This is a genomic window from Streptomyces sp. NPDC000880, from assembly GCF_053599675.1.
This window is the reverse complement of sequence record NZ_JBSFMS010000001.1, coordinates 209,952-235,294: the sequence shown is the minus strand read 5'-3', so window position 1 is coordinate 235,294 and position 25,343 is coordinate 209,952. Positions and strand designations below refer to the sequence as shown.

20 protein-coding genes and 1 pseudogene are annotated in these 25,343 nt (G+C 68.8%); 16 read left to right on the top strand and 5 right to left on the bottom strand.

Features of this window, described 5'->3' with window-relative positions:
- Nucleotides 1-701 precede the first annotated feature (701 nt).
- From ACWDO5_RS00950 to ACWDO5_RS00940, 3 genes are read right to left on the bottom strand one after another with little or no spacing between them, the layout of a single operon-like run.
- Nucleotides 702-1,370, bottom strand: coding sequence for a phosphatase PAP2 family protein (locus tag ACWDO5_RS00950; RefSeq protein ID WP_450527249.1), 669 nt, complete (start codon nucleotides 1,368-1,370; stop codon nucleotides 702-704).
- Nucleotides 1,367-1,972, bottom strand: coding sequence for a phosphatase PAP2 family protein (locus tag ACWDO5_RS00945; protein WP_450527247.1), 606 nt, complete (start codon nucleotides 1,970-1,972; stop codon nucleotides 1,367-1,369). Before ACWDO5_RS00945 ends, ACWDO5_RS00950 begins: the two co-directional genes overlap by 4 nt.
- On the bottom strand, nucleotides 1,969-2,637 hold the full coding sequence (locus tag ACWDO5_RS00940) for a DedA family protein (protein ID WP_450527245.1): 669 nt from the start codon (nucleotides 2,635-2,637) through the stop codon (nucleotides 1,969-1,971). The genes ACWDO5_RS00945 and ACWDO5_RS00940 overlap by 4 nt, the downstream gene beginning before the upstream one ends.
- Nucleotides 2,638-2,749: 112 nt before the next feature.
- Between ACWDO5_RS00940 and ACWDO5_RS00935 the strand changes: the two genes are divergently transcribed.
- Nucleotides 2,750-3,121 (top strand): BlaI/MecI/CopY family transcriptional regulator, encoded by a 372-nt coding sequence (locus ACWDO5_RS00935; protein ID WP_450527244.1) that lies wholly within the window; start codon nucleotides 2,750-2,752, stop codon nucleotides 3,119-3,121.
- Nucleotides 3,118-4,065 carry a M56 family metallopeptidase gene (locus ACWDO5_RS00930; protein ID WP_450527242.1) on the top strand — a complete coding sequence of 316 codons (948 nt, stop codon included), beginning with the start codon at nucleotides 3,118-3,120 and terminating at the stop codon, nucleotides 4,063-4,065. Before ACWDO5_RS00935 ends, ACWDO5_RS00930 begins: the two co-directional genes overlap by 4 nt.
- A 53-nt stretch (nucleotides 4,066-4,118) precedes the next feature.
- On the opposite strand, the gene ACWDO5_RS00925 is transcribed toward ACWDO5_RS00930, so the two are convergent.
- Nucleotides 4,119-4,766 (bottom strand): MEDS domain-containing protein, encoded by a 648-nt coding sequence (locus tag ACWDO5_RS00925; RefSeq protein ID WP_450527240.1) that lies wholly within the window; start codon nucleotides 4,764-4,766, stop codon nucleotides 4,119-4,121.
- A 6-nt stretch (nucleotides 4,767-4,772) separates the two neighbouring features.
- Nucleotides 4,773-6,482, bottom strand: coding sequence for a PucR family transcriptional regulator (locus ACWDO5_RS00920; RefSeq protein ID WP_450527239.1), 1,710 nt, complete (start codon nucleotides 6,480-6,482; stop codon nucleotides 4,773-4,775).
- A gap of 224 nt (nucleotides 6,483-6,706) precedes the next feature.
- Here ACWDO5_RS00920 and ACWDO5_RS00915 point away from each other — a divergent pair, with 224 nt between their 5' ends.
- The 14 genes and pseudogenes from ACWDO5_RS00915 to fdhF all read left to right on the top strand — a co-directional run bounded on the left by ACWDO5_RS00915 (nucleotide 6,707) and on the right by fdhF (nucleotide 25,340).
- On the top strand, nucleotides 6,707-7,195 hold the full coding sequence (locus tag ACWDO5_RS00915; RefSeq protein ID WP_450527237.1) for a general stress protein: 489 nt from the start codon (nucleotides 6,707-6,709) through the stop codon (nucleotides 7,193-7,195).
- Nucleotides 7,196-7,251: 56 nt separating this feature from the next.
- Nucleotides 7,252-9,162, top strand: a complete 1,911-nt coding sequence (gene dnaK, locus ACWDO5_RS00910; RefSeq protein WP_450527235.1) for a molecular chaperone DnaK — start codon at nucleotides 7,252-7,254, stop codon at nucleotides 9,160-9,162.
- A 9-nt stretch (nucleotides 9,163-9,171) separates the two neighbouring features.
- Nucleotides 9,172-9,687 (top strand): nucleotide exchange factor GrpE, encoded by a 516-nt coding sequence (locus tag ACWDO5_RS00905; RefSeq protein WP_450527233.1) that lies wholly within the window; start codon nucleotides 9,172-9,174, stop codon nucleotides 9,685-9,687.
- Between the two features lie 6 nt (nucleotides 9,688-9,693).
- Nucleotides 9,694-10,659, top strand: coding sequence for a DnaJ C-terminal domain-containing protein (locus ACWDO5_RS00900; protein WP_450527232.1), 966 nt, complete (start codon nucleotides 9,694-9,696; stop codon nucleotides 10,657-10,659).
- Nucleotides 10,656-11,069 (top strand): chaperone modulator CbpM, encoded by a 414-nt coding sequence (locus tag ACWDO5_RS00895; protein ID WP_450527230.1) that lies wholly within the window; start codon nucleotides 10,656-10,658, stop codon nucleotides 11,067-11,069. The genes ACWDO5_RS00900 and ACWDO5_RS00895 overlap by 4 nt, the downstream gene beginning before the upstream one ends.
- The gene (clpB, locus tag ACWDO5_RS00890; protein ID WP_450527229.1) at nucleotides 11,060-13,702 is read left to right on the top strand and encodes an ATP-dependent chaperone ClpB; all 2,643 of its coding nucleotides are present in this window, start codon (nucleotides 11,060-11,062) and stop codon (nucleotides 13,700-13,702) included. The genes ACWDO5_RS00895 and clpB overlap by 10 nt, the downstream gene beginning before the upstream one ends.
- A gap of 5 nt (nucleotides 13,703-13,707) precedes the next feature.
- Nucleotides 13,708-14,151 (top strand): thioredoxin, encoded by a 444-nt coding sequence (trxA, locus tag ACWDO5_RS00885; protein ID WP_450527227.1) that lies wholly within the window; start codon nucleotides 13,708-13,710, stop codon nucleotides 14,149-14,151.
- A 27-nt stretch (nucleotides 14,152-14,178) separates the two neighbouring features.
- Entirely contained in the window at nucleotides 14,179-14,439 is a 261-nt protein-coding gene (locus tag ACWDO5_RS00880; RefSeq protein ID WP_450527225.1) for a UBP-type zinc finger domain-containing protein, read from the top strand.
- Nucleotides 14,439-16,190 carry an FAD-dependent oxidoreductase gene (locus tag ACWDO5_RS00875; protein WP_450527224.1) on the top strand — a complete coding sequence of 584 codons (1,752 nt, stop codon included), beginning with the start codon at nucleotides 14,439-14,441 and terminating at the stop codon, nucleotides 16,188-16,190. The genes ACWDO5_RS00880 and ACWDO5_RS00875 overlap by 1 nt, the downstream gene beginning before the upstream one ends.
- A gap of 1,208 nt (nucleotides 16,191-17,398) precedes the next feature.
- Nucleotides 17,399-18,829: pseudogene (locus ACWDO5_RS00870) on the top strand (FUSC family protein); the annotation flags it as partial.
- Between the two features lie 637 nt (nucleotides 18,830-19,466).
- Entirely contained in the window at nucleotides 19,467-20,405 is a 939-nt protein-coding gene (locus tag ACWDO5_RS00865) for a LysR family transcriptional regulator (RefSeq protein WP_450527222.1), read from the top strand.
- Between the two features lie 101 nt (nucleotides 20,406-20,506).
- The gene (locus ACWDO5_RS00860; RefSeq protein ID WP_450527220.1) at nucleotides 20,507-20,980 is read left to right on the top strand and encodes a formate dehydrogenase subunit gamma; all 474 of its coding nucleotides are present in this window, start codon (nucleotides 20,507-20,509) and stop codon (nucleotides 20,978-20,980) included.
- Entirely contained in the window at nucleotides 20,977-22,536 is a 1,560-nt protein-coding gene (locus ACWDO5_RS00855; RefSeq protein ID WP_450527218.1) for a formate dehydrogenase beta subunit, read from the top strand. Before ACWDO5_RS00860 ends, ACWDO5_RS00855 begins: the two co-directional genes overlap by 4 nt.
- Nucleotides 22,533-25,340 (top strand): formate dehydrogenase subunit alpha, encoded by a 2,808-nt coding sequence (gene fdhF / locus ACWDO5_RS00850; protein ID WP_450527217.1) that lies wholly within the window; start codon nucleotides 22,533-22,535, stop codon nucleotides 25,338-25,340. Before ACWDO5_RS00855 ends, fdhF begins: the two co-directional genes overlap by 4 nt.
- Nucleotides 25,341-25,343: the final 3 nt, after the last annotated feature.

The window sequence follows — 25,343 nt, the reverse complement described above, 5'->3', positions numbered from 1 at the left end:
ATGAGTCGCAGCCGGGTGAAATGCCGTAGCTCAGGATGCTTCTGCCAGGTCTCTGGGCGGTCGAGCCTCACGGTGACAGGGTAGGAGTGGAACTTGCCTGCGGCGCAGTAGGGCTGACAGTCATTCACTACGTCGAGTCCGCTGCCCACAGCGGACGTCGGTCCCCAACTGGACCATCGGAGTGTGGTGAGGCGGTTGTTGCCGTCCCCGCAGGCGAGCAAGAAGTCGCCGGGGCGTACTTGTGATTTCGAGAAACAGTCGACGGCCACAACGTGAGCGGGCGAGGGTGCCCGTGCGGATGCGGATGCCGGTACTACTACTGCTGCTGCGAGCGCTGTGGCAGCACACAGCATGACCGCTGTCTTGAGATTGTGTCTCTGCATGGCGGCTCCCCAGCTGCCTCTTTTCGAGCCCACGTGGCCCTCCGTGTACACCTGACTCGCCCCCGCGCAGGGTCTGCGCGTCAGGAGCAGTCGTCGGTGGTGGTGCCTTTCGTCCAGCGGCTGTTCCTGAATCGACGCTACGACCGTGCCCAGGGATGCACCAACCGTACAGGCGAAAACCATGCAAAGCAGGAAATATCACATTCGTGCGGACTGCAACGGTGGCGGGGCTCGACACCCAGGAGGGACCAACGATCAGACCTGGTGATCAACGAGTCGAGCTCCGCCACCTGCAGCCACACGTGCAACTGGCGGGCGTCAGTGTTGGCGCAGTAGCCGTGACACCGGGATGAGGGCAGTACCGAGGCCGAGCCACGTCAGGGCAAACAGCCATCCGCCCAAGACGTCGCTGGGCCAGTGCACTCCCAGATAGATCCGGCTCAGCCCGACGGCGATGGCCCAGCATACGAGCACGGCGCCGCAGGCGCGTGCCGGGGCGGGGCGGATTCTGCGCGAAATGGCCCAGGCCAGAAGTCCGGCCATGAGGACGGAGGTGGTGGCGTGGCCGGAGGGGAAGGCGAAGTTTGAGGCGTCGGTGGCCCAGTCGGCGAGGGCGGGGCGGGGGCGCCCGATCAGGTGGTTCAGGCCGGTGCGGACGGCTTGAGCGAGGGCGAGGAATCCGAGCGCGCCCGCTGCCGCGTACAGGCGTTGGCGTATGTCGCGTCCCGCAATGAGTCCGGCTGCCACGGCGCACAGATAGGGGTAGGGGCCGGTGCCGGTCGCGGTGACGCCGCGTGCCAGTGCCACCGCGACGGTGGGGCGGTGGTGCACGGACCAGAGGTGCATGCTCCGGTCCAGGGTGAATGGCAGACCGTGCCGACTGGTGACGACCGCGGCCAGCAGACCGAGGAGCGTACCGCACAGCGCCACGACGCTCAGCGTCCCCGTGCGGCGGATGTGCGTGATTGTCAGGGCGGGTTGGTTCATCGTGGTGCCACCAGTGGGCGCATTGGGGTGTTCCGGAGCTTGTCGACGTATGGGGCGGTGCGGCGCGCTGCGAGTGTCAGGGGCAAGGCGATGCAGGCTCCGACGAGCAGGCCAACGACGACGTCGTGCGGATAGTGGGCTCCCACCCACACGCGGGAGAAGGCCATCAGCAGTGCAGCCGTGATGGCGATGGCTCCCAGGCGGCGGTGGGTGAGCCAGATGGTTACGGCTGCTGCGGCGGCGATCACGGAGTGGTTGCTGGGGAAGGCCCAGTCACCGATGGGGGGACAGGCTTCGAGGGTGATGGTGTGCAGGGTCTGGCAGGGCCGCTGCTCGCGGACCAGCGACTTGATCAGGCTGTCGGCGACATACGCTGCGACGACGATGAGTGGGGCGGCCAGTGCCATCGCGGTCAGTGGCGAGGCGGCGCGCCGCGCGCGCCACCAGGCCGCCAGCATGAGCACGGCGAACAGCGCGGTGCCGTAGGTGGACCAGGCAGAGATCAGGGAGTCCAGCCAAGCCGGTGCGCGCTGGGCGAGGTCGGTTATGGACGTGTACAAGGCTCCGTCGACGGAGGGTCCGTCCATGGCGTACGCGATCAACGTGCTCCTCCCTCGGATGCGCGGCGGGAGCGGGAGCGCATCGTCTCTGCGACCAGAGGGATGAGGGAGATGATCACGATCAAGGCCACGATCGGCAACAGGTAGCGGTCCACGTTGGGGACCGAGGAGCCCAGTGCGTATCCGGCGAGCACGAGGCCGACGGTCCAGATGAGACCTCCGATGACCTGCCAGAGCGTGAAGACGCGAGCAGGCACATTCAGGGCGCCGGCCAGCGGGTTGAGCACGGTGCGCACGACGGGAACGAAGCGTGCCAGCATGATCGCCTTGGCATGCCCGTAGCGGTTCAGCAGTTCCTCGGCCCGGTCGGCGCCTTCGTGGAGTTTGCGGCTGCGGCTGCGATCCAGCAGCGTCCGGCCGCCGCGGCGGCCGATCCAGTAGCCGACCTGCGCGCCCAGCAGGGCCCCGACGACCGCTGCGATGAGGACTTGGGGAAGCGAGAGGTGCGCCGGGCCGTGCGTACCGGGCACGCACAGCAGGCCCGCGGTGAACAGCAAGGAGTCGCCCGGCAGGAAGAAACCGACCAGGAGCCCGGTCTCGGCGAAGAGGACGACCGCGATGCCTAGGGCACCGAAGGCCGACAGCAATGACCCCGCGTCAAGAAAGTTCACGGCTTGCGGCGCTGTCGCGAGGACGGATACGGCCATAGGAAGCTGCTCCCATAATGGTGGCAGGGCCATGCTGGCGACGGCCCGGTTGACTACAGCGATGTAGACGGTCTACTTCACTGTAGACGACGGATGCGGGAGGATGGTTCCCATGAGTGACACGAACGCGGAGCGGCGGCCGGCCGGCGAGCTGGAAGCCACTGTGCTGGCCACCCTGTGGGCTGCCGACGGACCGCTGACCCCGGCCCAGGTGCAGGAATCGCTGGGTGCGTCACTGGCGCGGACGACCGTCACGACGATCCTGTCCCGCCTGTACGACAAGGGCACCGTGACCCGCGTGCGCGCCGGTCGCGGGTACGCCTACACGCCGACCGAGGACGCCGCGGGCCTGACCGCCCGGCGCATGCATGCGGAGCTGGAGAAGGACGATGACCGCGACGCGGTGCTGACCCGCTTCGTCTCCCGGCTCAGCGATGACGACGAGCGGCTGCTGCGCTCGCTCCTCGATGGGGGCGCCGCATGATCTACCTGGTGTGGGTACCGCTGCTTGTGCCCTTCCTCGCCGGGCCCGCAGGCCTGCGGCTGGTCTCCTGCCTTACCCCGAGGCAGGCGGCGTGGATGCTCACCGTCACAGCCGCGGGCCTTGCCGTCTGCAGTACGGCTGCTCTTGCCCTGCTCGTCATTCCCGGTGCCACCCACGTGCAGGCCGTCGCCGCTCTGGGCGAACTGCTCACCCCGCTCGCGACAGGCTCGCCCGACGCGGTCGTGGCCGTGGCGCTGATCGCCTTGGCTCTCCTGGCGTGGTGCACCACTGTGCTGGTGCGCGGGCTGCGTCGGCGCTGGGCTCAGCTCTGTTACGCGAGGCGGCTGGCAGTAGGTGCGGACGGCGAGCTTGTCGTGCTGAAGGACGACAGCCCCGATGCGTATGCCCTGCCCGGCCGTCCGGGCAGGATCGTGGTGACCACCGGCATGCTGCGCGCCCTCTCCGCGGCCGAACGCGAGGCCCTGTTCGCTCACGAACGTGCCCACCTGAGGGGCCACCACCACCTCTTCGTGGCGGTGGTGGACCTGGCAGCTCTGTGTCATCCCGGCCTGCGCGCCCTGCGCGAGCCGCTCAGCTACGCGCTGGAGCGCAGCGCGGATGAGGCCGCCGCCCGTGCCGTCGGTGACCGTCACCTCGCGGCCCGGGCGATTGGCAGGGCGGCCCTGGCCATCCGCGCCATGCCGTCACCTGGTGCGGGACGCCCGGGCTTCGCGCTGGCCGCGGCGGCGGGCCCCGTACCGCGCCGTGTTGCCGCCCTGCTCGACCACGGAGCGGAAGCGGCGCAGGCACGGCGAAGGACCAGTCGCGTCATCGCCACTGCCCTCCTGGCGTGCCTGGCCCTCTCGGCTGGTTCGGCGCTGGAAGCCGCCCACGACCTGCACACCAGCATCGAAATCGCGCAGGGCGAGAGCCCCCGGGAGTGATCTGCGCAACGCCCGCCCGGCCGGTCATCACCGGCCACCGGCGCAGGCCCGCGTCAGTTTTCGTCGGCGGCCGTCGGTCCAGGTTCCCCTTCGGGACCCAGGTAGTACGGGTTCTCCACGACCATCCCGCTGAGCCAGACCTTCGGATGAGCTTTGACCAGGGGGATGATCAGGTCACCGCTGAACAGCTCCAGGTCGTACAGGCACATTCCCACCTGGGGATAGGACCTCAACCAGCGCGTTGCCTTCACCTCGTACCGGACCAGGTCGTGGAGGAAGGCGGACCGCACCAGGGGCCCTGCCCAGCTCATGTCGGCGGCCAGGCGGCCGAAGGTGCTGTTGCCGGCCGGGAACATGCTGTCGGACCAGGCGTACAGCAGATCCAGCATGTCATCGCCGTCGAAAGATCCGTTCCGCAGATAGCTCTCCTTCGGACCCTTGGTCTGGAGGTTGTCGGTGTCCGAGCCGACCGTGGGGACCTTCGCGGCCAGTACGTCGCGAAACGCCCGGCCCTCGCCTTCCGCGGCCAGAAGGAGACAGACGTGTCCCTGGCTCAGGCCGTCCGCGAAGAACGGTGTCAGGAGCTGCTCTCGCTCGGCGCGCCCCCGGTACAGGGCGCAGACATGGTCACCCGGAGCCAGCGGCACTCGGCCTACCGAAGCGATGATCGGTGCGGGGGTTTGCACTCTGCGCTCGTCCATCTCTCCTCATCGGGGTGAGCCGCCCAAGACCTTCCATACCCGGGTGGCGACGTGCAGGTTCAGCCGGCTGTCGACGTCCGCGAGGTCGCTGCCACTGACCTCGCGGATGCGCTGCAGCCGGTAGCGCAGGGTGCTGCGGTGGATGGCCAGGGCGGCGGCCGTGCCGTCGTAGTTGCCGCCGCACTCGAAGTACTGGGAGAGGGTCTCGACCAGCTCCGATTGGTGTGCGGTGTCGTAGTCCAGGAGCGGGCCGAGCCATTCACGGACGAATTGTTCGACATCGCGGTAATCGCCTCCTGGCCCGAGGATGCGGTAGAGGCCGAGTTCGTCGAAGGTCGTGGCGCCATTGGGGTACTGCGAGCGCTGGCGGACCTCAAGTGCCCGGAGCGCTTCCTCGAACGAGCGCGGGATGTCTCCAGGGGTGTCGCAGCGCCCACCCACGCCGATCGATCCGGTGGGTGAGCCCAGTTCGCGGACCGCTGCCCGGTGCAGGGCATCTGCCCGCGGACGCCCCTGGAACACCAGGACGGCCATTCCCGACCGTCTGGTCACCAAAGCCCTCATCCGCAGGCTCGCGGCCGACCGGCCGACCGCCTGGATGAACGCGTCGTCGGTCACTCTGCCCACCCATTGCACCGCAGCCAGATAATGAGGGCCGTGCAGGTCATGGCCGACGGCGGCGGCCCGCGCGTAGGCGCTCTCGTTGTCGGTGCCGGTGATCAGATCGTCCACCAGTTCGCGGCGCAGCCCCAGCTCGACATCAGCCAGATTCCGCAGATGGGCCATCTCCAGGGCCAGCGCGGTGCACGCGTAGTCGAGAGTGAATTCCTCCTTCTCTCCGGTGTTCCCCCCGGCGTCGATCAGGACCATGGCACCGAGGACCTCGCCACGGTGCTGGGCCAGGGCGATGAGACGTTCCCCCACCCGCACCGGCCGTAGCCGGCGGGCTGTTTCCTGAAGAAGTTGCTCGTGCGCTGTCGCATCGGGTTTCGGGTACGGATGGGGACGGCCCGGGCCCACCCAGGCGCGGAGGTTGCCGAAACGGTCTTCGACGGCGACGGGGTAGCCGGTGAGCCGGTGGACGGCCTCGGCGATGCCTGCCACACCGCTACCGCTTGCCGTCGCCTCGCTGAGTACCTCGTGGACGGAGCGCTGGTGCTCCAGGTCGGAGACGGACATGGCCAGCCGGGCGTTCACGGCCGCTCGGTCGTCATTGAGCTGCCGCAGCTCAGCGACATAGTCGCGTTCCCTCCGCCGGGCTGTGGCGTTCGACAGGGCCGCCGCGGTCTGCCGGGCGAGGATCTGGATCAGGAAACGGTCGTCGCTGGTGGGCCGCGACGGTGCGCTGACCACCAGGTAGCCGATGCTGCCGCCGCTGGTGTGCAGGGCGAAGGCCCAACCCCACTCCCCACCCGTCACCGGGATCGGCCCTTCCTCGCCGCCCAGGTGCTGGAGCTGATCGTCGAGGTGGGAGTCGGTGTGCGGCCATTCGGCGGGTGTGCGGATCAGGCGCTCGCCGGAGGTGAGGAAGCCCGCCTCGGCCTGGCACGGCCCGAGTGCGGGCACGGAGGTCAGGGCGAGCTGCAGGATGTCACTCTCGTCCTGCCCCTCGTTCATGATCATTGAGAGGACGAACAGGCTGTAGAGGTTGGCGAGGTGTTCGCGGCCCCAGGTCTTCCGCTGAGCCGGGTCGGCCTTGCCCGAGGTCGCAGTCATGGCGGGCCCTTCCTGGAGAACCAGCCCCCGCTGCACCTCACCAGGCTACTCAGTTATGCGTATATTGCCCTGATTTGCTGCTTTTCTAAATGAATTGCTCTGGTAGGTCAAGAGTCCGCCGAGATTTGGGCCCCGTAGGCGCAGGCTACGGAGCGCCTCCGGTCGCGACGCTGGAGCAGTCATCGTGAGCCAGTGGCGCTTGGCGCTGTCCGGAGGAGATGGAAATGGACGAGCGGAATCGTCGGACGATCGCCTCGTACGCCACCTACGCGGAGGCGGAACGAGCGGTCGACTACCTGTCCGACCAGGGTTTTCCCGTCGAACGGGTCGCCATCGTCGGTCACGATCTGCAACTCGTCGAACAAGTGGTCGGCCGCCTCAACTTCGGCAAGGCTGCGCTGAGCGGCGCTGCGTCCGGGGCGATCCCCGGTGTCCTGATCGGCTGGCTCTTCGGACTCCTCAACTGGCTCGACCCGGTGCTGTCGTCCCTGCGCCTGGCGCTCTACGGGCTGATCTTCGGTGCTGTGGTCGGCGCGGTGCTCGGGCTGGTCATGTACGCGATGCAGCGTGGGCGTCGCGATTTCGCCTCTGTGAGTGCGATGCAGCCCACCCGCTACGAGGTTGTCGTGGACGCCGAGGTGGCCGATCGCGCCGCCGGGCTGCTCGACCAGCTCGGGAGCAAGCAGTCGGTACAACCGGCCGCCGATAGGTGAAACCCTCGACATCTGGCGCTCGAACTCGTCCGCGGGCTTCGACGAAGGAGTAGCTCATGGCTAAGGCAGTCGGAATCGACCTCGGGACCACGAACTCGGTGATCGCCGCTTGGGAGGGCGGGGAGGCGACGGTTCTCCCCAACTCTGAGGGCAGCCGCACGACCCCTTCGGTCGTCGCGTTCACCGACACCGGCGAACGGCTTGTGGGCCAGCTGGCCCGCCGTCAGGCGATCCTCAATCCCAAGGGCACCATCTACTCGGCCAAGCGCTTCATCGGTCGCCGCTACGACGAGATCTCCGACGAGGCGAAGGCCGTCGGCTTCGACGTCGTCAGCGATGATCACGGCAATGCGCGCTTCAAGGTGCGCGACAAGCTGTACGCGCCGGAGGAGATCAGCGCACAGGTGCTGCGCAAGCTCGCCGACGACGCCGCGAAGCAACTGGGGGAGCGGGTGACGGAGGCGGTCATCACCGTGCCCGCCTACTTCAACGATGCCCAGCGCACGGCGACGAAGGACGCCGGGCGCATCGCGGGCCTTGAGGTGCTGCGCATCATCAACGAGCCGACTGCAGCGGCGCTCGCCTACGGGCTGGACAAGAAAGGGCACGAGACCGTACTCGTGTTCGACCTGGGTGGCGGCACCTTCGATGTCAGCCTGCTCGACGTCGGTGACGGCGTGGTCGAGGTACGGTCCACCGCGGGCGACAGCCATCTGGGTGGCGACGACTTCGACCGGCGCCTGGTGGACCACCTCGCGGACAAGTTCCAGCAGGAGAACGGCATCGATCTGCGCAAGGACCCGCAGGCACTGCAGCGACTGTTCGAAGCCGCGGAGAAGGCCAAGACCGAGCTGAGCTCAGTAACCCAGACGCAGGTGAGCCTGCCGTTCGTCACCGCTGACGCCTCCGGCCCCAAGCACCTGACCGAGACGGTCATGCGGTCCACCTTCGAGCAGATCACGGCGGACCTGGTCGAGCGGACCATGGAGCCGGTCAAGCAGGCGATGGCCGACGCCAAGGTCACCGACAGCGACATCGACGAGGTCATCCTCGTGGGCGGCTCCACCCGCATCCCCGCCGTCCAGAACCTGGTCCGGCGGCTGACCGGTGGCAAGGACCCGAACATGAGCGTCAACCCCGACGAGGTCGTGGCAATGGGCGCCGCGATCCAGGCCGGCGTGCTCAAGGGCGAGGTCAAGGACGTGCTGCTGCTCGACGTGATCCCGCTGTCGCTGGGGGTGGAGACCCGCGGCGGTGTCATGACCAAGATCATTGAGCGGAACACCACGATCCCGGTCCGCCGCACGGAGACCTTCTCCACAGCCGCGGACAACCAGGAAGCCGTCGACGTCGTCGTCCTGCAGGGAGAGCGCGAGCTCGCGGCGGACAACCGCGTCCTCGGGCGTTTCCAGCTCAAGGACATCCGGCCCGCGCCCCGGGGCGAGCCGCAGATCGAGGTCATATTCGACGTCGACGCCAACGGCATCCTGAACGTCACCGCACGCGACAAGGACACCGGCGCCGAGCAGTCCATCACCATCAGTGAGGGATCCAACCTCGACCAGAGCGAGGTCGAGCGGATGGTCCAGGAGGCCGAGCAACACCGCGGCGAGGACAAGGCGCTGCGCGAGGCCGTGGACGCCCGCAATGAGCTGGACGCCGTGGCCTATCAGGTCGAACGCCGGCTGAACGACCTGGGCGACGCCGCACCGGCGCACGAGAAGGCACGGGCAGAGATGCTCGTCACCGAAGCCCGGGAGGCCGTCAAGGAGGAAGCACCGCTGGACAAGGTCCGATCGCTGACCTCCGAGCTGCAGCAGATCCACGCCGGGCTGGCTTCGCAGCAGGCGGGTGCGGGGCCGACCGCGCAGGACCGGGAGGGTGCGGGAGCGGGAGCGGCGGGTCCCGCGAGCGGCTCGAGCAGTTCCGACGACGACGTCATCGACGCAGAATTCCACAAGAGTTGATGTGTGGTCATGTCCACCGAACAGGAGCCGACGACGCCTCAGGACGAGCTGACCGAGATGCCGCATCCCGAACCGCCGGAGGTGGACGAGCACGCCGCTGCCCTCGACGAACTCCAGGACCGCTGGCGTCGCGCCCTCGCGGATCTGGACAACCTGCGCAAGCGCCACGCAAAGGAGCTGGAACGGGAACGCGCCTTGGAGCGTGCCCGCACAGCAGCGGCCTGGCTGCCCGTTCTCGACAATCTGGACTTGGCCCTCGCCCACGCCGGATCCGACCCGTCCGCCGTGGTGGAGGGCGTCAAAGCCGTACGTGACCAGGCCGTCGATGTGCTCCGACGGCTCGGGTATCCCCGGTACGAGGAGACAGGTGTGCCCTTCGCCCCGACCAGGCACGAGGTCGTCGGCGTCGTCGACGACCCCGATGTCGAGCCGAACGCCGTGGCCCAGGTAGTGCGCCCCGGCTACGGCGAAGGCGAGAACCAACTGCGCCCCGCGGCCGTCGTGGTCAGCAAGCGGCAGGAGTGACACCTCATGGCACGGGACTTCTACGACGTGCTCGGGGTGCAGCGCAACGCGAGCCCCGAGGAGATTCAGCAGGCATTCCGCACGTTGGCCCGCAAATACCACCCCGACATCAACAAGGACCCGCAGGCGGAGGAGCGCTTCAAGGAGATAAACGAGGCGTACAGCGTGCTCTCCGACCCCGGGACGCGCCGGCGCTACGACCGCTTCGGTGAAGACTTCCGGCAGATCCCGGAGGACTATGAAGAGCGGGTGGCCGCGGGAGCGGGCGCCCGTGGTGGTGGCAGGTCAGGCTGGACCACCGGCGACGGCGGCGGCCGGGTCCGCTTCGTGTCGGACTACGGTGAGGGGTTCGAAGGCACCGGCGTCGACTTCGAGGACCTGTTCGGCGGGCTGTTCGGCCGTGGCGGGGTCAGGAGCGGGCCCCGGGGCCCGATTCCGGGCGCCGACCAGGAGGCCGAGATCCAGCTCAGTGTCGACGAGGCGTACCACGGCGGCCGGCGCAGCGTCACCCTCGCCGGGCCCGGTGGGCAGCGAACCTTCGACGTCGACATCCCCCCCGGCGTGGCCGAGGGACAGCGCATCAGGCTGGCCGGGCAGGGCGGGCAAGGCAGCGGCGACGCACCACGGGGTGATCTGTACCTGCGCGTGAAGATCAAGCCCGACTCGCGATTCCGCCTGGAGGGGCGGGACATACACGTCGTCGTGCCGGTGACGCCCTGGGAGGCGGCGCTCGGAGCAACGGTGCCGGTGCCCACCCCCGGTGGCACCGCCAAGGTCACCGTCCCCAGCGGCTCCTCCAGCGGCCGCCGACTGAGGCTGCGGGGCGAAGGCATGCCAAACCCCCGTGGCTCCAACGGGGACCTTTACGCGGAGATCCGCATCATGGTGCCGCCCAAACCCACCGACCGGGAGCGTGAGCTCTTCGAGGAGCTGGCCACCGTTTCCACCTTCGACCCGAGGAAGCCAGGATGACCAACGATCCGCGGCATGCCGCCCGCACCGGGCCGGACACCGGGAACCGCCGGGCGACGGCGCAGGCCCAGCAGCGCAGCGTCAACGTCGTCGTCCGCAGCTACGCCATGGTGCCGGTCCGCCGGCTCAGCCTGGACGTCGTCGCCCGGCGCTCCGGCCTGCATCCCGATCTCGTCCGGCGGTTCGTCACACTCGGCCTCCTGGAGGCCACCCACGACGCGGATGATCGGCTGTGGTTCGAGCCGGCCGCTCCCGCAACGCTCGCCCGCATCCAACGACTACGGGCCGGACTCCCGCTCAACTACGCCTCCCTCGGCCTCGTGCTAGATCTGCTCGACCGGATCAGCGAGCTGGAGGCCGCCTTGAGGCGCAGTAACGCCGGCTCCAGGAGTGATGAAACGTGGATATGAACCGGCTCACCCAGAAGTCCCAAGAAGCTCTGCAGGAAGCGCAGACGATCGCCGGTCGGCTGGACCAGACCGAGGTCGATGGCGAGCATTTGCTGCTCGCCCTCCTCGACCAGCCGGAGGGACTCATTCCGCGACTCTTCGACCAAGCGGGCGCCGACACGCAGGCGCTGCGCTCCTCCCTGTCCGCCGAGTTGGCGCGCCGGCCGAAGGTGACCGGACCCGGTGCCACACCCGGACAGGTGTACGTCACCCAGCGGCTGGCCAAGCTGCTGGACGCGGCCGAACAGGAGGCCAAGCGGCTCAAGGACGAATATGTGTCGGTGGAGCACCTCGTCCTGGCCCTGGCCGACGAGGGATCCAGGACCGCGGCGGGACGGCTGCTCAAGGAGCACGGCATCACCAAGGAGGCGTTCCTGTCCGCGCTGACCCGGATCCGCGGAAGCCAGCGCGTCACATCGGCGACGCCCGAAGGCGCCTACGAGGCGCTGGAGAAGTACGGCCGCGATCTGGTCCTCGAAGCCCGAAGCGGCAGGATGGACCCGGTGATCGGCCGGGACGCGGAGATCCGCCGGGTCATCCAGATCCTGAGCCGTAAGACGAAGAACAACCCCGTACTGATCGGTGATCCGGGCGTCGGCAAGACGGCCATCGTAGAAGGCCTGGCGCAGCGGATCGTCCGAGGTGACGTACCCGACGGGCTGCGCGACAAGACGATCTTCTCCCTCGACATGAGCTCACTGGTGGCGGGCGCCAAATACCGCGGCGAGTTCGAGGAGCGGCTGCAGGCCGTGCTGAGCGAGGTCAAGGCCGGCGAGGGGCGCATCCTGCTCTTCGTCGACGAGCTCCACACGGTCGTGGGCGCGGGTGGAGGCGCCGAAGGCGCCATGGACGCAGGGAACATGCTCAAGCCGATGCTCGCTCGCGGCGAGCTGCATATGATCGGCGCCACCACCCTGGAGGAGTACCGCAAGTACGTCGAATCCGACGCCGCCCTCGAACGCCGCTTCCAGCAGGTCCTGGTGGACGAGCCGAGCGTCGAGGACACCGTCTCCATCCTCCGCGGGCTGCGTGAACGCCTCGAGGTCTTCCACGGCGTGAAGATCCAGGACACCGCACTGGTTGCCGCGGCGACCCTCAGCCACCGCTACATCTCCGACCGGTTCCTGCCGGACAAGGCCATCGACCTCGTGGACGAGGCCTGCGCACGGCTGAGGACCGAGATCGACTCGATGCCGGCCGAACTCGACGAGATCACCCGCCGGGTGACCCGTCTGGAGATCGAGGAAGCGGCACTCGCCAAGGAGACCGACCCCGTCAGCCAAAAGCGTCTGGACGAACTGCGCCACGAACTGTCCGACCTGCGCTCCGAGGCGGACGCCATGCATGCCCAGTGGGAGGCCGAACGCCAGGCCATCCGGCGCGTGCAGGAACTGCGCCAGGAGCTGGAACAGGTCCGGCAGGAGGCGGAGGAGGCCGAACGGAACTACGACCTCAACCGCGCCGCCGAACTGCGGTACGGCAGGCTCACCGAACTCGAGCGCCGACTGGAAGCCGAGGAGGAGGCGCTGGCCGCCAAGCAGGGCGACAACCGGATGCTGCGCGAGGTCGTCACGGAGGACGAGATCGCCGAGATCGTTTCGGCGTGGACCAGTATCCCCGTTACCCGGCTGCAGGAGGGCGAGCGGGAGAAGCTGCTGCGACTGGACGAGATCCTCACCGAACGCGTGATCGGCCAGGACGAGGCGGTCAGGCTGGTCAGTGACGCCATCATCCGGGCCCGCTCCGGCATCCGCGACCCACGCCGGCCCATCGGCTCGTTCGTCTTCCTCGGCCCCACCGGCGTCGGAAAGACCGAGCTGGCCAAGGCTCTGGCCGCCGCGCTGTTCGACACCGAGGAGAACATCGTCCGCCTGGACATGAGCGAGTACCAGGAGCGGCACACCGTGAGCAGGCTGGTCGGCGCGCCTCCCGGCTACGTCGGCTACGAGGAGGGCGGCCAGCTCACCGAGGCCGTGCGCCGCAAGCCGTACTCCGTCGTCCTCTTCGACGAGATCGAGAAGGCGCATGCCGATGTGTTCAACACTTTGCTGCAGGTGCTGGACGACGGCCGCATCACCGACGCACAGGGCCGCACCGTCGACTTCCGGAACACCATCATCATCATGACCTCCAACATCGGATCGGCCCACCTGCTCGACGGGGTGACCGCCGGCGGCGAGATCAAGCCCGACGCCCGCGCCTTGGTGATGGGCGAACTGCAGAGCCACTTCCGGCCCGAGTTCCTCAATCGGGTCGACGACATCGTGCTGTTCAAGCCACTGGGCATGAACCAGATCCAGCGCATCGTCGAGCTGCAGTTCGACGACCTGCGCCGACGGCTGGCCGAACGGCAGATCACCGTCGAACTGACCGAACACGCCCGGGAACTCATCGCCCAGCAGGGCTTTGACCCCGTCTACGGAGCACGGCCGCTGCGGCGGTACATCTCCCACGAAGTCGAGACGCTCGTCGGACGGGCTCTGATCCGGGGCGATGTGCAGGATGGCTCAACGATCCGGGTCGACGCCCAGAACGGTGAACTGGTGGTGACATACGACGGGTCGTCCCGGCCGGACGTCCGAAAGGCCGCGTGAGTCCGGTGGCTGCGGACAAGACCAGGACGGTCGCCTGCGACAAGTGCGGCCGCAAGAACCGGGTGCCGGCAATAGCGGAAGGGCACCCTCGCTGCGGTAATTGCGGCGCCTCGCTCCCGTGGATCGCCGACGCCGGCGACGACGACTTCGCGGAGATCGGCGAGAAGGCGACGCCGTTCGTCCTCGTCGACCTCTGGGCCACCTGGTGCGGTCCCTGCCGCATGGTCAGCCCCGCGCTGGAGCAGGTCGCCCACCAGCTGGCCGGAAAGATCAAGTTGGTCAAGGTCGACATCGACCAGGCACCCGCGCTCGCCCAGCGATTCCAAGTGCAGGCCGTGCCGACCTTGCTCCTGCTCGACAACGGAGAAGTGATCGCCCGGCAGGCGGGGGCGGCGCCCGCCCCCGCACTGCGCCAATGGGTCGAGGAGTCCATCGCCGGTCGCCGGTGACCGCCGGTCGACGGAAGGAGGCCCGTCATGATGCAACCCGACCCGCACCTCTCGCTCGTGCGCCCGGTGACGCCGCGCACCCCCCAGGGCTGCGAGGAGTGCCTGCGCCTCGGCTCTCCATGGGTGCACCTCAGACTGTGCCTGACCTGTGGGCACGTAGGATGCTGTGACTCCTCGCCGCTCAAGCACGCACGCCTGCACGCCGGCACCATCGCTCACCCCATCGTGCAGTCCTTCGAACCGGGCGAGAACTGGCGCTGGTGCTATGTCCACGAGGCCATGGTCTGATGAACGCCGCCACGGCCCACTCGCAGGAGATGATCTCCGAAACTCCAGACCAGCACGGTGCCTATCCCCGGCTGACGCCGGAACAGATCGATGAGCTGTCCCGGCACGGCGAGCGCCGCCCCACCAGGAAGGGGGAGGTGCTGTTCCGCGAGGGCGAGCCTTTCCAGGAATTCCTCGTGATCCTCAGCGGGATGGTCGAGGTCGTCCACGACTACGGCGGCCCCGACGAACGCAGGGTGGCCGTGCACGGCCCAGGCCGGTTCCTGGGGGAACTCGGCCTCCTCGAAGGACAGGCGGCGTTCAACACCGCGATCGTCCGCGAGCCGGGCGAGGCCCTCGCCGTCCCGGTGGATCGCCAAAGAGCCCTGGTCGCCGCCAATCCGGTGCTCGGAGACCTGGTGCTGCGCGCCTACCTGGGCCGTCGTTCGCTGCTCATCGGACTCGGCGCAGGATTCCGGATTCTGGGCTCCTGCTACTCGCCGGACACCCTGCGACTGCGCGAGTTTGCCGCACGAAACCGGCTGCCGCACCGATGGATCGACCTGGAGAGGGACAAGGAAGCCGAGGCGCTGCTGCGCCGGTTCGGCATTCGTCCGGAAGAAACTCCGGTCGTCATCTGGAATGGGCGGCAGGTACTGCGCAATCCCAGTAACTCGGAGCTCGCCCGCCTCATCGGCCTTCCCGCGCTCACCTCCGACGTCACCGAATGCGATCTCCTGGTGATCGGTGCGGGCCCGGCCGGGCTCGCCTCCGCCGTATACGGTGCGTCCGACGGCCTGATCACGGTCACTGTCGACGCGATGGCCACCGGAGGCCAGGCAGGCACCTCGCCGCGCATCGAGAACTATCTGGGCTTCCCGTCCGGGATATCCGGCAATGAACTCATCGAACGCTCGGTCCTCCAGGCACACAAATTTGGCGCACGGATCAGCGTGCCCGCCGAGGCCACTGCCCTCGAACGACGCGACGGCCACTACGCCGTCACCTTCGCGGACGGTACGGAGACCGAGGCCGGCACGGTCGTCCTGGCCTCGGGAGTGCGGTACCGCAGGCTCGAGGTCCCGGGCATCGACAGTCTGGAAGGCACCAGCGTCTACTACGCCGCCACCCTCCACGAAGCGAATCTGTGCCGTATGAACCCGGTCGCCGTGGTCGGCGGGGGCAACTCCGCTGGGCAGGGGGCCCTCTTCCTCGCAGGCTTTGTGCCAAAGGTGTACCTGATTGTCCGAAGCGGCGACCTCACCAAGGACATGTCGCGCTACCTGGTGGATCAGGTGGTACGCCACCCGAAGGTGGAAGTGCTGCCCCACACCGAGGTACGCCAGGCCCTGGGGGAAGGCGTTCTGCGTTCGCTGGTCGTCGAGGACAACGTCAGCGGCAGCAGCCGCGAGTTGGAAGCACGCGCCCTCTTCGTCTTCATCGGAGCCCGACCGCACACAGAGTGGCTCAAGGATGTGATCGCTCTGGATTCGCGAGGATTCGTCCTTACCGGAGCCGATGCCCAGGCGGCGGCCGACATGGATCTCTGGGCGCCGCTCGGACGCGGACCGCTGATGCTGGAAACCACGCTTCCGGGCGTCTTCGCAGCAGGCGACGTCAGGAGCGGGTCCGTCAAGAGAGTGGCCTCCGCCGCGGGCGAGGGAGCCATAGCGGTTCGACTCGTCCACGAGCACCAGGCGCAGGAGGGCAACCTCGTCCGCGCGCCCGGCACGGCAGAGCGTCAGCCTGTGCCGGGCCAGTCGGTGTCCTGACGCTGCCCCTGCCGCTGACGCTCCCCGTAGGCGGCCTGGCTGACCACCCGGTCGTCCTCCAGTCCGACGCCCAGCGCGCCGCCCACTGTCCCTGGACGCGATGAACCAGCCGAGGGAGAGGTAGTAGCCCGCATCGGGATGGTGTCCGATGACAGGAGGCAGCGTCTCAGGGGTGAGCAGGAACGCCGCGGTGAGAGTGACGAGTAGGAACAAGGCGGCGAACAAGCAGGCGATGTCGAGGTACAGGGTGACCACCGTGGCCAAATTGAACAGAGTTGCCTGCTGCCGGGCGATCTCGCCACTCGGCCGTTCCCACAGTTCGTGGTCGATGATGAGCCAGGCCACCACGGCGGTGATCGATGCGAAGGTGAACGCGGCGTCGCGGGCCGTCCCCAGGTGGAGGCTGACCTGCCAGACGTCGCTGCTGACCAGACCGAACGCGGCGGTCGCGAAGACGCCGACGAGCGCCCGGGACAGGCCGGTGAACAGCAGCCAGGGCCGGTTGGCCCGCACCATCCCGGCCAGCAGACGCAGCCGTCCCCGGGCGCCGGACAGGACGAAATTCCTCCGCTGACCCGCGTACTGGACCCGCCCGGGCAGAGAACTCCTGCCAGGCTCCGCCAGGAGCAGTTCACCGATGGCGCCGAGGACGGTATCGCGAACTCGGCGCGGGATGCGGAACAGGCCCAGAGAGGGCAGGGACAGCAGTGCGATCCGCTCCGACGGACTCAGCATCGCGACGACTGGCCGGGCATTGTCACGGTAGGGCAAGTCGGTCACGAACACCGCGATGTCCCAGCGCATGACCTGCAGGCGCTCGTTGAGCGTCTGCACCATCCGCGGGAGGTCGGTCTGCGCAACCAGCCCCAAGGGGCTCGACTCCACCGTCGTCCGCCAGTCCCCGTCCGACGACGCCGAGCATGTCGGCGAGATCTTTCTTCAGCCGCTCGGCGACCTCGGTCGGCCAACCCGGATCAGCCGTCAGAACGAGGTCGAGTATCGGGCGCCGGGCGGGACTGTCTGGCTCTGGTGGTGTGTTGGTCTTGCGGCATGAGCCGTACCGCAGTGCTCATTACATACAATTTTATGTCATGCCCGGGGCTCGCGCCCGGTGCCGGTGGTCCACGGGTTCGGTCCCGGTAAGGGCCGACCGCGCCGCGGTGCGGCTTGACGCGGACTTCCGCTCCATTCCCCCTAGGCTCGGCTCGGTGACGTGGCTACGGGCGCTGAGGGCGAGTGTGCGTTCAGGGCTGGCGATCGAGCGGACGCGGCTCGAACCCCTGATCGCGCTGCGCGCGGCGGCCGGTGTGGCGATCGTGATCGGACTCGCCCTGTGGCTCGTCTCACCCGCGTACGCCGCGTCCGCCGCGTTCGGGGCCTTCTCGGCCGGTACCGCCACATTCCAGCAGAGCTGGCGTCCGCGCAAGGTGATCGCGCTGGCCGCAGGCGCTGGTCTGGCCCTCAGCACCTTCCTGGGCTACCTCGCAGCGGGTCACATTGTGTCCTTCCTCCTGCTGCTCGCCGCATGGTCCTTTCTCGCCGGGATGGCCTGGGCCGCCGGCCCGACCGCCGGGATCGTCGCGACCGCGACGGTCGGTATCATGCTGGTGACCATCACCCTGCCCACCAGCGTCGTCGGGGCGCTGGAGCACGCCGCGGTCATCGCGCTCGGCGGCGTCGTGCAGGCGACGTTGATCCTGCTGTTCCCGATCCGTAGATGGGGAGCGCACCGAGACGCGCTCGCCGACGCCTTCGCCGCCGTGGCGGACTACGCCCGGCGGCTGAGGCATGACCCGACGGCCCCGTTCGACCCGGAACCGATGATGACGGCCCGAAGCGCCGCCGCCGTCACGCCGTCACAGGCGCGCCGTCGGCCTGCCGTCCTGCACGGCCCACGCGGCCTGGCCGAACGCATCCGCCCCGCTGTCGCCTCTCTCGCCGACCCCCGGGTAGGTGCTCCGGCGGAAGGGCCTGGGCGAGACCGGGCGCGGGAACTGCTGAATGCGGCCGCCGACGTCCTGGACGCCGCCGCGCGTTCGATCCGTCGCGGCACCCCGGCCCAGGTGCCCTCCCACGCCAAAGCGGCCCTGCGGGTCGACGAGGACGACGAGGTGTTGGAGGGGCCTGCGCGGCAGGCTGCGGTCCAGCTGGCGAACCTGCTCGGCGAGGTTCTTCAGACCGCAGACAGCGGCGGCACCCACGCGGCACCCAGCAAGGCCGCTGGTGCGAGGGACACCCCGCCCCTTCTGCGTCCGACGATGTTCCGGCTGGTGCCGGTCGTCCTCCGCGCGATGCGCCGTGAACTCCACCGTGACTCGCCCGTACTTCGGCACGCCGTACGCCTCGCGGCAGTGGCCTCCTCGGGCTACCTGCTCGGCACGGAGCTCCCGCTGGGCCACGGCTACTGGGCGCCGATCACCTCCGTCATGGTGATGCGGCCCGACTTCCACCAGACCTACGCCCGTGCGGTGGGCCGCTTCGCCGGCACCCTGGTGGGCGTCGCACTGGCCACTGGAGTAGTGCAACTGGCCCACCCGAACGTGTATTTGTCCGGCGGTCTGGCCGTGGCCTCCGCCGCGCTGACGTACCTCCTGATGCGCACCGGGTACGCGCTCTCGCAATCCTTCCTGGCGGCGTATGGTGGCACGGCGCGGGGCAGGGCGAGCAGCGTGGTGAGCGCGGCGCGCCCGCGGCGGCGACGCGGAGTGTCGGCTGCGATGTCGAGAAGTCCGGCCGGGTCCCAGGTCGCGGATTTGCCGACGGCCAGCCCCAGTAGTAGTGGTTGACCAGCCGAGGGAGACCTCTCCCTTCCCGACTGCGTCCAGCACCTTGAGGTTGTCCTCGTACGCCTTCGGATCGTTGGCCTTCAGGCCGCTGAGCCAGGTGCGGGTGGTGCCTTCCGAACGGGCCCGCTGGGCGGCGGTGGTCAGGAGCTCCTTGGCGCGTGCCCGGCCCAGACGGTCCGGCACCGCGGCGGTCAGGTCCCCTACCAGCGGGATCACCGGATTGATGCCGGAGCGGGCACGCAGGTACACGTCCGGGAGCCTCTCGTCCACGAGTCGTCCGGATACGATGACCGCCATGCGCGGCCCCGCCCACGTCGCCTCCAGCGCTTCGGCATCCTTGCCGAGGCCGTCTGCCGTGTGCTTGGACTGGTACTACCGCTCAGTGCGTACGGTGGATGGCTGATCGGGTAGGGGACGGGCCACTGAGGGGCGCCGCATTCTGGTGTACACGGACGAGCACCGGATCGCCTTGCGTGGGTAGGAGCCAGCCGTGCTGCTGAGACAACTCGAGTATCTGACCGCGCTGGCGCGGGAACGCCACTTCGCGCGGGCCGCCGAGACCTGCCATGTGTCCCAGCCGTCGCTCTCCGCGGGTATCCGGACGCTGGAGCGCGAGCTCAAGGTCATGATCGTGCGACGGGGCAGGCGCTTCGAGGGCTTCACCCCCGAGGGCGAGCGGGTGGTGATGTGGGCCCGCAGGATTCTGGCGGAGCGCGATGCCCTGCGCGACGACCTCGCGGCGATGGACGGCGGGCTGACCGGGGTGCTGCGGGTGGGAGCGATCCCGACGGCGCTGACCGCTGCCCAGTTGCTGACCACGCCGTTCGTCGACCAGTACCGCCAGGTCAGGATCTCGCTGGAATCGGTGTCGTCGAGGGAAATGGTGCACCGGCTGGCCGAGTTCGACCTCGATGTGGGGATGAGTTACGTGGACGGGGAGCCGCTCGGCAACGTACGCACGGTTCCACTGTACCGCGAGCGCTATCTGCTGTTGACGCCGCAGGACTGCGAACTGGCGGACCGGGAGCGGGTCGGCTGGGCCGAGGCGGCCGGCGTCCCGCTGTGCCTGCTCTCCCCGGTGATGCAGAACCGCCGGATCCTGGACCGCAACTTCGCAGACTCCGGAGTGAGCGTCAGCCCTTCCGTGGAGACGGACACGGTGTCGGCCCTGTACTCCCACCTCGGGACACGGCGGTGGTCCAGCGTCATCGCCCACGCGTGGCTCGGCCTGTTCGGCGTGCCCGATGGGATGCGGCTGGTGCCCATGGAGCGGCCCGCCCGCAACCACCACATCGGCCTGGTGCTGGCCGACCGTGATCCGGGGCTCAGCCTGGTGCGGGCGCTGGTGGACGTGGCTCACCGGGTCGACATGGGCGCAGCGCTGGACGACATCCTGCGCAGGCATCTTCACCCGCCTGTACATCGTTGATAGACGGTGCCTAACAGCCCATAGCCAAGAACGTTTGGACGCGCCCGGAAATCCGCAGGACAGTGCCCCTATTGCATGTCGCGCGATCGAAGGGGCGGGTCATGGCGCCGTTGTCGGAGCAGTCCTTGGAGCATCGGGTGCGCTCGATCGTCGCGGAGCACCGCGGCGACCGTGGTGCCCTGTTGCCCATCCTCCACACCGTCAGGGAAGAACTGGGGTACGTCGATCCGGCGGTGATCCCGGTCCTCGCCACCGAACTGAACCTGTCGAGGGCCGACGTGTACGGCGTCGTCACCTTCTACGAGGACTTCCGCCAGAGCCCGCCGGGACGCAGAACCGTACGGATCTGCCGCGCGGAGGCGTGCCAGGCGGTAGGCGGGGTGCCGGTTGCGGACCGCGCCCGCGAACGGCTCGGGATCTCCTTCGGCGAGACCACCCCCGACGGGGCGGTCACCCTGGAGCAGGTGTTCTGCTTCGGCAACTGCGCCACCGGCCCTGCGATCGAGGTCGACGGGCGGTTGTACGGCCGGGTCGGCCCGGAGCGGCTGGACGCCCTGCTGGAGGTGGACGCATGAGCACCCCTGTGACGGTCTATGTACCCCGTGACTCCGCCGCCCGCTCGGTGGGCGCCGACGAGGTCGCCGACCGGATCGCCGAGGCTGCCGCTGGGGCGGGCCGTACGGTGCATCTGGTCCGTAACGGCTCCCGCGGGATGCTGTGGCTGGAGCCCCTGGTGGAGGTGGCGACCCCGGCCGGCCGGATCGCGTACGGCCCCGTGGCACCCGAGGACGTCGACGGCCTGGTGGCCGCCGGCATGTTCGACGGAGCCGGGCACGCCCTGTGTCTCGGTCCTACCGAGGACATCGGCTGGCTCCGTGACCAGACCCGGGTCACCTTCGCCCGAGTCGGCGTCATCGATCCGCTCTCGGCCGAGGACTTCGTCACGCACGGCGGCCTGGCGGGCCTGCGGCGCGCCCTGGAGGAGTTCACCCCGGAGGAGATCGTCACCGAGGTCACCGAGTCCGGGCTGCGTGGCCGCGGCGGCGCGGGCTTCCCGGCCGGCATCAAGTGGAAGACGGTCCAACAGGCAGAGTCGGAGCTGAAGTTCGTCTGCTGCAACGCCGATGAGGGCGACAGCGGTACGTTCGCCGACCGCATGCTGATGGAGGGCGACCCGTTCACCCTCATCGAGGGCATGACCATCGCCGCCCTCGCGGTCGGCGCCAGTGAGGGCTACATCTACGTGCGCTCGGAGTACCCGGACGCGGTGGCCACCCTGCGGGCGGCGATCGCGACGGCGTACGAGCACGGCTGGCTCGGCGGCAACATCCTCGGCTCGGATTTCGGCTTCGATCTGTTCGTCCGGGTCGGCGCGGGCGCGTACATCTGCGGCGAAGAGACCTCGATGCTGGAGAGCCTGGAGGGCAAACGCGGCACGGTCCGCGCCAAGCCGCCGATCCCGGCGCTGGAAGGCCTGTTCGGCAAGCCGACCGTGGTCAACAACGTCCTCACCCTCGGTTCCGTACCGATGATCCTGGCCGGCGGCGCGAAGGCCTTCGCGGACCTCGGCACCGGCCGCTCCCGGGGCACGCAGGTCTTCCAGCTCGGCGGCAACATCGCCCGCGGCGGCATTGTCGAGACGGCCTTCGGCGTCACGCTCGGCGAACTGGTCGAGGGGTACGGCGGCGGGACCCGGTCCGGGCTGCCGGTGCGCGCGGTCCAGGTCGGCGGGCCGCTCGGGGCGTATCTGCCCACGTCGCGGTTTGAACTGCCCATGGACTACGAGGCGTTCGCGGCAGCGGGCGCGATGGTCGGACACGGCGGTGTGGTCGTCTTCGACGAGACGGTGGACATGGCGGGGCAGGCCCGGTTCGCCATGGAGTTCTGCGCCGCCGAGTCGTGCGGCAAGTGCACCCCCTGCCGGGTCGGAGCGGTCCGCGGCGTCGAGGTGATCGACAAGATCGTCGCCGGCGAGGAGCGGTCGGCCAACCTCGTACTCCTGAACGACCTGTGCGACCTGATGACCGAGGGCTCGCTGTGCGCGATGGGCGGGCTGACCCCGATGCCGGTGAAAAGCGCCCTGGAGCACTTTCCCGCAGACTTCGCAGCGACGACGGAGGCAAGGCGATGAGCCTGATCAAGGAGCCGGATTACGGTACTCCGGCGCGGCCGGGCGAGGCAGCCGTGGCCGTGGAGATCGACGGCAAGGAGGTGCTGGTTCCGGAGGGCACCTCGGTGATGCGTGCCGCCGCCGAGGCCGGTGTCGACATCCCCAAACTGTGCGCCACCGACAGCCTGGAACCCTTCGGTTCCTGCCGCCTGTGCCTGGTGGACATCGACGGCCGCAAAGGCACCCCGGCGTCGTGCACCACGCCGGTCGCGCCGGGTATGAAGGTACGCACCCAGACGCCCAAGCTGGCCGAACTGCGCCGCGGCGTCATGGAGCTGTACATCTCCGACCACCCGCTGGACTGCCTGACGTGTCCCGCCAACGGCGACTGCGAACTGCAGGACATGGCCGGGGTCGTGGGTCTGCGCGAGGTCCGCTACGGCTTCGACGGTGAGAACCACCTCGACGAGCCCACCGACAGCTCCAACCCGTACTTCGACTTCGACGCGAGCAAGTGCATCTCCTGCTCCCGCTGCGTACGGGCCTGCGACGAGGTGCAGGGCACCTTCGCCCTGACCATCGAGGGCCGGGGTTTCGCCTCCAAGGTCGCGGCAGGCGCGGGCGGCAGTTTCATGGATTCCGACTGCGTGTCCTGCGGTGCCTGTGTGCAGGCCTGCCCGACCTCCACGCTCCAGGAGCGTTCCGTGGTCGAACTGGGTATGCCGAACCGCAGCGTGATCACCACCTGCGCGTACTGCGGTGTGGGCTGCTCCTTCAAGGCCGAGATGCGCGGTGACGAGGTCGTACGGATGGTCCCGTACAAGGACGGCGGGGCCAACGAGGGCCACTCGTGCGTCAAGGGCCGGTTCGCCTTCGGCTACGCCTCCCACCCCGACCGCCGGCTCAAGCCGATGGTGCGCGAGCGGATCACCGACCCCTGGCGGGAGGTGGAGTGGGAGGAGGCCATCGGCCATGTGGCCCGGCGCATGCTCGACATCCAGGCACAGCACGGCGCTGATTCGATCGGCGGCATCACCTCCTCCCGGTGCACCAACGAAGAGGTCTACGCCGTCCAGAAGATGGTCCGCGCGGCCTTCGGCAACAACAACGTGGACACCTGCGCCCGGGTCTGCCACTCGCCGACCGGCTACGGCCTCAAGCAGACCTACGGCACCTCCGCCGGCACCCAGGACTTCAAGTCCGTGTCCAAGGCGGACGTCATCCTGGTCATCGGCGCCAACCCGACCGACGGGCACCCGGTGTTCGCGTCCCGCATGAAGCGCAGGCTGCGGCAGGGCGCCGAGCTCATCGTCGCCGACCCGCGGCGTATCGACCTGGTGCGCTCCCCGCACATCGAGGCCGCGCACCACTTGGCGCTGGCGCCCGGCACCAATGTGGCGCTGGTCAACGCCTTCGCGCACGTGGTGGTCACCGAGGGCCTGGTGGACCGCGAGTTCGTCGAGGAGCGCTGCGAGGACTTCGAGACGTGGGAACGGTTCATCGCCCGCCCGGAGCACAGCCCCGAGGCGGTCGCCGACATCACCGGTGTTCCGGCCGACGAGCTGCGGGCCGCGGCCCGGCTGTACGCTTCCGCCCCGAACGCGGCGATCTACTACGGACTCGGGGTCACCGAGCACAGCCAGGGTTCGACGATGGTCATGGGCATGGCCAACCTTGCCATGGCCACCGGCAACATCGGCCGCGAAGGCGTCGGAGTGAACCCGCTGCGCGGGCAGAACAACGTGCAGGGCTCGTGCGACATGGGCTCCTTCCCGCACGAACTGCCGGGCTACGGCCATGTGTCGGACGACGCGGTGCGTACGGTCTTCGAGACACTGTGGGGCCGAACCCTGCAGTCGGAGCCGGGCCTGCGGATCCCCAACATGTTCGACTCGGCGATCGACGGCTCCTTCCGGGCGCTGTTCGTGCACGGCGAGGACATCGCCCAGTCGGACCCGAACACCCACCACGTCTCGGCCGCGCTGTCGGCGCTGGAACTGGTGGTCGTGCAGGACCTGTTCCTGAACGAGACCTCGAAGTTCGCCCATGTCTTCCTGCCGGGCACATCCTTCCTCGAGAAGGACGGCACGTTCACCAACGCCGAACGCCGGATCAACCGGGTGCGGCCGGTGATGGCGCCGAAGACCGGCAAGCACGAATGGCAGATCGTCTGCGAGATCGCGCAGGCGATGGGGTACCCGATGAAGTACGACAACGCCGCGCAGATCATGGATGAGGTCGCGATCACCACGCCGACATTCGCCGGGGTGTCCTTCGACAAGCTCGACCGGGTCGGCAGCGTGCAGTGGCCGTGCAACGACGCGGCGCCCGAGGGCACGCCGATCATGCACATGGACGGATTCGTCCGGGGCAAGGGCCGGTTCGTGGACACCGTCTACGTGCCGACCGAGGAGCGCAGCACCCGGAAGTACCCGCTGATCCTCACCACGGGCCGCATTCTGTCCCAGTACAACGTCGGCGCGCAGACCCGGCGTACCGGCAACGTGGCCTGGCACACGGAGGACGTGCTGGAGCTGCACCCGCACGACGCCGAGGTGCGCGGAATCCGGGACGGGGACACGGTGGCGCTGGCCAGCCGGGTCGGCGAGACCAGTCTGCGGGCGAGGATCGATGACCGGATGCCGGTCGGTGTCGTCTATACGACCTTCCACCACCCCATCACCGGGGCCAATGTGGTGACGACCGAGAACTCGGACTGGGCGACCAACTGCCCCGAGTACAAGGTGACGGCGGTTCAGGTGGCGCTGAAGCAGGCCGCCTCGGCGCCTTCCGCTCCCGTCCCCGTCCCTGCCGTTGTGGAGTGAGAC

Coding starts and splice junctions, on each gene's coding strand:
- ACWDO5_RS00880 (WP_450527225.1), top strand. CDS start 14,179: ATGATGCAACCCGACCCGCACCTCTCGCTCGTGCGCCCGGTGACGCCG.
- ACWDO5_RS00895 (WP_450527230.1), top strand. CDS start 10,656: ATGACCAACGATCCGCGGCATGCCGCCCGCACCGGGCCGGACACCGGG.
- dnaK (WP_450527235.1), top strand. CDS start 7,252: ATGGCTAAGGCAGTCGGAATCGACCTCGGGACCACGAACTCGGTGATC.
- ACWDO5_RS00925 (WP_450527240.1), bottom strand. CDS start 4,766: ATGGACGAGCGCAGAGTGCAAACCCCCGCACCGATCATCGCTTCGGTA.
- ACWDO5_RS00915 (WP_450527237.1), top strand. CDS start 6,707: ATGGACGAGCGGAATCGTCGGACGATCGCCTCGTACGCCACCTACGCG.
- ACWDO5_RS00875 (WP_450527224.1), top strand. CDS start 14,439: ATGAACGCCGCCACGGCCCACTCGCAGGAGATGATCTCCGAAACTCCA.
- ACWDO5_RS00905 (WP_450527233.1), top strand. CDS start 9,172: ATGTCCACCGAACAGGAGCCGACGACGCCTCAGGACGAGCTGACCGAG.
- ACWDO5_RS00855 (WP_450527218.1), top strand. CDS start 20,977: ATGAGCACCCCTGTGACGGTCTATGTACCCCGTGACTCCGCCGCCCGC.
- ACWDO5_RS00930 (WP_450527242.1), top strand. CDS start 3,118: ATGATCTACCTGGTGTGGGTACCGCTGCTTGTGCCCTTCCTCGCCGGG.
- ACWDO5_RS00900 (WP_450527232.1), top strand. CDS start 9,694: ATGGCACGGGACTTCTACGACGTGCTCGGGGTGCAGCGCAACGCGAGC.
- ACWDO5_RS00940 (WP_450527245.1), bottom strand. CDS start 2,637: ATGGCCGTATCCGTCCTCGCGACAGCGCCGCAAGCCGTGAACTTTCTT.
- ACWDO5_RS00950 (WP_450527249.1), bottom strand. CDS start 1,370: ATGAACCAACCCGCCCTGACAATCACGCACATCCGCCGCACGGGGACG.
- ACWDO5_RS00920 (WP_450527239.1), bottom strand. CDS start 6,482: ATGACTGCGACCTCGGGCAAGGCCGACCCGGCTCAGCGGAAGACCTGG.
- ACWDO5_RS00935 (WP_450527244.1), top strand. CDS start 2,750: ATGAGTGACACGAACGCGGAGCGGCGGCCGGCCGGCGAGCTGGAAGCC.
- ACWDO5_RS00860 (WP_450527220.1), top strand. CDS start 20,507: ATGGCGCCGTTGTCGGAGCAGTCCTTGGAGCATCGGGTGCGCTCGATC.
- fdhF (WP_450527217.1), top strand. CDS start 22,533: ATGAGCCTGATCAAGGAGCCGGATTACGGTACTCCGGCGCGGCCGGGC.